This window comes from Amycolatopsis azurea DSM 43854 (genome assembly GCF_001995215.1).
Taxonomy (GTDB): Bacteria; Actinomycetota; Actinomycetes; order Mycobacteriales; family Pseudonocardiaceae; genus Amycolatopsis; species Amycolatopsis azurea.
This window is the reverse complement of the sequence record NZ_MUXN01000046.1, coordinates 1-4,060: the sequence shown is the minus strand read 5'-3', so window position 1 is coordinate 4,060 and position 4,060 is coordinate 1. Positions and strand designations below refer to the sequence as shown.

Below are 4,060 nucleotides of genomic sequence, written 5' to 3'. Positions count from 1 at the left end.
CTGCACACGCGAGATCCGCCTCTGATCACGCGAATGACGGCTCCAAGCACGTGAGTTACGGGTTTGAGCACGCGAGGGCGGGCGAGGGGCGAGGGGGAGGCGGGGCGCAAGTAGGTGACTAATTGCGGGGGTTGGCGAGGGGTGAAATGAGGGCTGGCAGGGTGTCGCCGAGGGGACCGCGGACCACGACGGTGGCCATGGCGTCATAGGGCGTTTCGGAGCCATTGCAGATCACCACGGCGGCCCCGGCTCGCGAGGCCACGCTCACCAGCGAGGCCGCGGGCTGGACGCTCAGCGAGGATCCGGCCACCAGCAGGAGATCGCTTTCGGACACCGCGGCACGAGCAGCCCGGAGCAGGTTCTGGTCCAGGTGCTGGCCGAAAGACACGGTGGCGGACTTCAGGATGCCGCCGCACACCTGACAGGGTGGATCGGTCTCGCCCGCCCGGACGCGCTCCAGAGTCGCGCGCATGTCCCGGTGATCGTCACAGGACAGGCAGACGGACTCGAACATCGTCCCGTGCAGTTCCAGCACCCGCTCCGGCGGAGAACCCGCCTTTTGATGCAGGCGGTCGATGTTCTGGGTGACGATGTGCGTCGGCGACAGGCGTTCGAGCGCGTAATGAGCGGCATTGGGCACCGCGTCCCAGCCGGGATGCACCAGCCGTGCCTGCCAAGTCCGTTCCCGGACCTCACGACTGCCTCGATACGCCTGGAGGTTCGACATCTGCTCCGCGGCCGGATCGCGGGTCCACAGGCCCTGTGGGCCGCGGAAGTCGGGGATCCCCGAATCGGTGGAGATCCCGGCGCCGGTCAGTGCGACGATCCGGCCGGCGCCGGTGACGAGCGAACGGGCCTCGCTCAGTCCGAGATCAGGATCGGTGGTCACCGTCCCATGATGACCGCTACTTGACCGCGCTGCCCGCCTGCCAGTCCGCCCACGACTTCGACCAGTCGCCGTAGAGGTCCCAGACCGGCAGCTGCGGGCCACCGGAGTTGGTCACCTCGACGACGTCGCCGAGGCCCAGGTTCTGGTAGAACCACTGCGCGTTGGCGGCGTTGAGGTTGATGCAGCCGTGCGACACGTTCGCGCTGCCCTGCGAGCCGACGCTGTTCGGGTTCTCGTGGACGAACTCGCCGTCGTTGGAGATCCGGAGCGACCACTTCTCGTTCGATTTGTAGTACCCCGGCTGGCCCGCGCAGACACCGTAGGTGCACGAGTCCATCGTGTAATTCTCGTGTTTGTCCGAAATGACGTGCGCGCCCAAATGTGTCGGCGTGGCGTCCTTGCCCATGGAAATGGGCATCGATTTCACCATCTGGCCGTTGTGGAAGATCTGCATCTGCTCGGTGTTGCCGTCGGCTTTCGCGACCCAGGAATCGTGCACCTTGTACGTTTCGGTGCGGTCGGTCGCGCCGTAGACGCCATTGCCGAAATCGACGCCGTAGATCATCGCCGACACCTTGAGTGTCGTCCCCGCCTGCCAGTACGTCTTGGGGCGGTAATGGACGTTCTTGTCGTCGATCCAGTACCAGGAGCCTTCCTGCTTCGGCGTGGACTCCACCGACAGCTTCTTCTCGACCTCGGCCTTGTTCTTCACCGGCTGGCCGAAGGCGAACACGATCGGCTGCCCGACGCCGACACCGCCGGCCGCGACCGCCGAGGGCGCCGGGATCAGGTTCGGGTTCGCCTGCTGTTTCGGGCTCAGGGTGGAGACCCTGCTCTGCTGCTCGACGGGCTTTCCGTTGGCGCCCTGGGCATGCGCCACGATCTTGTAGGTGCTGCCGTAGCCGAGCGGCTCGACGGTCTTCCAGCTGAGGCCGTCGGCGGCCAGCTCGCCCTTCACCTGGTTGCCCTTGTCGGCGTTGCTGACCGTGACGTCGGTCAGCTTGCCGTGCTCGGCCTTGACCACCACCGGGGTCGCCGGATTGACGTTCGTCCCGCCCGCCGGATCAATGGTCACCGAAACCGGGGTTTCGTCCGATCCGGCGCTCGGGCCGGAGGAATTCGAAGTACCGGTGTCACCCGAGGACGAGCACGCCGAGATCAGCAGTATCGCGGCGAGCATTCCGGCCGTCGAAAGTAATGTCTTCTTGGGGAACATATGAGTCTCTTTTTACGTCGCTCGATCAGCGGAAAGTTCTCTTTCAAAACTACGCGACGAAGAAGACGTGATCGATGCCGGATGGTTGCTCGTCACGCCACGACAAGACCCGGTGCGCCGTAAAGACCTGGGCCATTGATGCTCAATTCACCCAAATAGGTCTTCGCGGCATCGTAGGCTTCGGCGGTCAACGCCGTGGTGTGGCTGAAGTCCAGAGGGCTGACCCGCACGGGCTTCGGGCCCGGCACGTAGACCACGGGTACTTCCGCCGCGGCGATCGGCGCCTCCAGTACGGCCTGGTTCCGCATGCTGATCATCGCGGTGAACATCATCACCTCGGCGAAGGTCTGCGGAGTGCCGGGCATCTTGCCGGGGAACGCGCAGTCGAGGACGACGAGCGACTTCGCGCCCATCGCGAGTGCCTGGCGCATCGGCACGTTGGCGACCAGGCCGCCGTCGTAGAGCATCCGTTCCCCGAACGGCACCGGCGGGTAGATCCCCGGAATCGCGCAGCTGGCCAGCAGAGGCGCCAGAACGGGCCCAGAGCGGATCAGCATCGGCTCGGCGGTGTCGACGTCCGTGGCGACGACACCCAGTGGCAGCGCGAGATCCTCGAACCGGACGCCCTCGCCGATGTGCTCGTCGACGATCGCGGCTAGCCCCGTGTTGGGGAACAGGTTGGTCTTGCTGTGGCGCAGGGTCCGCACCTGGCTGAGCACGCCGCCGGGGAACGCCTCGTGCCGCGTCATCCGTGACCAGATCCGGTCCAGCCGGTCACCCGATTCACCCCCGAGGGCGAGGACGGCGGCGTTCAGCGAACCCACCGAGGTGCCGACGACGAGGTCGGGAGCGAGGCCGGCCTCCGAGAGCGCCCGCAGCATCCCGACCTGCATGGCGCCGAGACTGCCGCCACCACCGAGGACGAAACCGATCGGCTGGGGCAGGTTCAGGGCGGCCATGCCCGGAATCTAGTCGTCCGCGCCGATCTTCGCCGGGGTGGCTTCTTCGGCTGTGACGGCGAGCGCTTTCTTCTTCTTGTAGCGCAGCAGGAAGAACACGGCGACACCGACGAGTACGCCGACGATGACCAGACCGCCGGTGTTCAGCACGCCTTCGACCTTCTTCGCCGCCTCACCGAGGGCGGCGCCGATGCCGATGTGGATGGCCGACCAGCAGGCCGCGCCCGCCGCGGCGGCGGGCAGGAATTTGCGGAACGGCAGGCCCGAGGTCCCGGACGCGGCCGGGGTCAGCGTGCGGATCACCGGGAGGAATCGCGCGAAGAACACGGCCCACGCGCCTCGCCGTTCGAGCACGCCCGTCGCCTTGTCCCAGGCGTCGAGGCCGTATTTGCGGATCAGTTTCGTTTCCCGCAGGCGCGGTCCGAAGCGTTTGCCGATCGCGTAGCCGAGCGAGTCGCCCAATGCGGCGCAGACCGTCACGACAGCCCACAGGGTCAGGAAGCGGGAGACCGACGTCGCCGTCGTGGCCGCGATCAGCAGCCCCGATTCGCCGGGCGCGATGAAGCCGAGCCCGATGGTGCATTCGGCGAACACCAGTCCGCCGGTCGCCGCGACCAGTCCCGGTTCCGGGAGTCCCTGAAGCCAATTGAGAAGATCCGTTACCAACGCCACCAGGTCACTTTACTGATTCGTGACCTGGTGGGTGGCGATGTCGCGGACAGGGTGACCGGAGTCACCGGGCCAGCAGCGAGCTGGCCTCCTGGGCCGCGGTCCCTTCGGCGGCGAGGTGCGCCAGGTTCTCCGACAGCGGTTCGCCGCGGCGAGCCTTCGTCTGCGCGAAGAGCCGTCCTGCGCGGTAGGACGACCGGACCAGCGGCCCGGCCATGACGCCGGCGAAGCCCATTGCCTCGGCCGCGTTCGAGTGCTCGACGAACTCTTCGGGCTTGACCCAGCGGTCCACCGGGTGGTGCCTCGGCGAAGGCCGCAGGTACTGGG

At 66.9% G+C, this 4,060-nt stretch carries 4 protein-coding genes and 1 pseudogene; all 5 read right to left on the bottom strand.

Annotated elements, in window-relative coordinates:
- Positions 1-118 precede the first annotated feature (118 nt).
- The gene (locus B0293_RS42520; protein WP_005163223.1) at positions 119-889 is read right to left on the bottom strand and encodes an SIR2 family NAD-dependent protein deacylase; all 771 of its coding nucleotides are present in this window, start codon (positions 887-889) and stop codon (positions 119-121) included.
- A 16-nt stretch (positions 890-905) separates the two neighbouring features.
- Positions 906-2,105, bottom strand: coding sequence for a L,D-transpeptidase (locus B0293_RS42515; protein ID WP_005163226.1), 1,200 nt, complete (start codon positions 2,103-2,105; stop codon positions 906-908).
- A gap of 92 nt (positions 2,106-2,197) precedes the next feature.
- On the bottom strand, positions 2,198-3,064 hold the full coding sequence (locus B0293_RS42510; protein WP_005163228.1) for a patatin-like phospholipase family protein: 867 nt from the start codon (positions 3,062-3,064) through the stop codon (positions 2,198-2,200).
- Between the two features lie 9 nt (positions 3,065-3,073).
- Entirely contained in the window at positions 3,074-3,736 is a 663-nt protein-coding gene (locus B0293_RS42505) for a DedA family protein (RefSeq protein WP_005163231.1), read from the bottom strand.
- Between the two features lie 61 nt (positions 3,737-3,797).
- Positions 3,798-4,060, bottom strand: a pseudogene (locus B0293_RS42500) (lipoyl synthase); the annotation flags it as partial.